3 protein-coding genes are annotated in these 2,080 nt (G+C 62.7%); all 3 read right to left on the reverse strand.

Going from position 1 to position 2,080, the window contains the following annotated elements; translation table 11 throughout:
• On the reverse strand, positions 1 to 1,194 hold a 1,194-nt coding region (ettA, locus tag RMN95_RS01515; protein WP_309615200.1), incomplete at its 3' end, for an energy-dependent translational throttle protein EttA.
• A 35-nt stretch (positions 1,195 to 1,229) separates the two neighbouring features.
• Positions 1,230 to 1,724, reverse strand: coding sequence for a DUF6993 domain-containing protein (locus RMN95_RS01520; RefSeq protein WP_309615201.1), 495 nt, complete (start codon positions 1,722 to 1,724; stop codon positions 1,230 to 1,232).
• 123 nt (positions 1,725 to 1,847) lie between these two features.
• Positions 1,848 to 2,080: hypothetical protein (locus RMN95_RS01525; RefSeq protein WP_309615202.1), on the reverse strand; the 233-nt coding region annotated here is incomplete at its 5' end.

Here is a 2,080-nt window from a genome sequence, read left to right on the forward strand (position 1 = left end):
GATGCCGCCACGACTCTGGTCGACGTAGGAGATGTCGACAGTTTCGCCGATCTTCAGGTCGCCCGAGTCCAGCGGTTCCATGCCGGTGATGGTCTTGAACAGGGTGGTCTTTCCGACGCCGTTCGGACCGATGACGCCGACGATGCCATTGCGCGGCAGGGTGAACGACAGTTTGTCTATAAGCACACGGTCACCGAAGCCCTTCTTCAGGTTCTTCGCGTCGATCACCTGCGCCCCGAGTCGCGGTCCGACCGGGATGACCAGCTCCTCGAAATCGAGCTTCCTGGTCTTCTCTGCCTCGTTGGCCATCTCCTCGTAGCGGGCCAGTCGCGCCTTCGACTTCACCTGGCGGCCCTTGGCATTGCTTCGCACCCACTCGAGTTCGGACGAAAGACGCTTCGCCAGCTTCGCGTCTTTCTTTCCCTGCACCTCGAGGCGGGCGCCCTTCTTCTCGAGATAAGTGGAGTAGTTGCCCTCGTACGGATACAAGTGACCGCGGTCAACCTCGGCGATCCACTCCGCGACGTGGTCGAGGAAATACCGATCGTGAGTGACGGCGAGCACGGCACCGTGATACTTCGCCAAATGCTGCTCGAGCCACAACACGCTCTCGGCGTCGAGATGGTTGGTGGGTTCGTCAAGCAGGAGCAGGTCGGGCTTTTGCAGCAACAGCTTGGTGAGCGCGACGCGACGTTTCTCTCCACCGGAAAGTTTGTTGACAGCCGAGTCTCCCGGCGGTGTGCGTAGCGCATCCATCGCCTGCTCAAGCTGGGACTCGAGATCCCACGCATCTGCCGCGTCAATCTCTTCCTGCAGAGAGCCCATCTCGGAGAGCAGCGCATCGAAGTCGGCATCGGGTTCTGCCATCTCAAGACCGATGGCCGAGTGTCGATCAACCTTATCTTTGATCGCACGAACGCCGTCCTGCACGTTTTCGAGGACAGTCTTGGTTTCGTCGAGTTCGGGCTCCTGCATCAGGATGCCGACGCTGAAGCCGGGGCTCAGCCTCGCCTCGCCGTTGCTGGGTGTGTCGAGGCCCGCCATGATCTTGAGGATCGTCGATTTACCGGCGCCGTTGGGGCCGACAACGCCGATCTTCGCCCCCGGATAGAACGACATCGTCACATCGTCGAGGATGAGCTTGTCACCCACCGCCTTGCGGGCGCGCACCATGGAATAAATGAATTCGGCCATGGCCCCAGTCTACGGAAGGCGACGGCAGTCGACTTTTACCAGTCGATCGCTCGAGTCAACCCGACGAGGCAGGATCCTGTTGAAAGCTTTGGCGCGATGATCGTGCTGTAGCCCTGCGCGCTGAACTGGCCCACGAGGCACTGGTCGCCCATGAGCACCGAAAACACCAGGGAGTCAACGGGCAGGTCGATCGCCGTTCGATCGGCGGTGATCTGCATATCGGCTTTGATGAAACCAACACTCACGAGGTTGTCGACCACACCGCGACCTTCGGGGATGACGTTGCCAGCGGCGATGAAGTACTGCTGGTTGACCTCGTCGAAGAACGGCTTGTTCTCGGCAGCGGTTCCTCCGGCCACCAGTGCTGGTGTGGGTGGGAGAGTCGGAGTCGGTGAGCCGCTGCCCTCCGCTGGCGACGACCCACTGGGATCAGCGGTCACCGGTGGCGCGGGAGGCTGCCCAATGCAGGCGGTCAGCAGGATCATCACGCCCAGCACAGCACCCGCCAGCCTGGAGGTTCTCGCCCTCAACACCACAGCTGACCTCTCCCCATGCTCGCCCATGACTCCCCCAGACCACTACGCGGCGGGCGCGCGAGCGATCAGGGCGAGTATAGGGCCGCCGGCCGAGGGAGAGGTTGCCGAGGGAAACTCTCAGAACGGCAACGCGAGGGCGTCTGCCTCATCCCGGGCCGGCCCATCGGCGGAGGCATCGCCATAACTGTCCACGTCATGACCTTCGGTGCCATCGCCGCCCGCGATTGGGTCGACGGGAGCGGTGCTCGACTCCCACCCTTCCGCCGGGTCGTCGCCACTCCCCCCGAGCACGGGTGCCGTCACATCGTCGGTGGCACGGTTGGCGCCTGACGAGATGGTGCGGGAGAAGC

It is taken from the genome of Salinibacterium sp., from assembly GCF_031364185.1.
Lineage (GTDB): Bacteria > Actinomycetota > Actinomycetes > Actinomycetales > Microbacteriaceae > Rhodoglobus.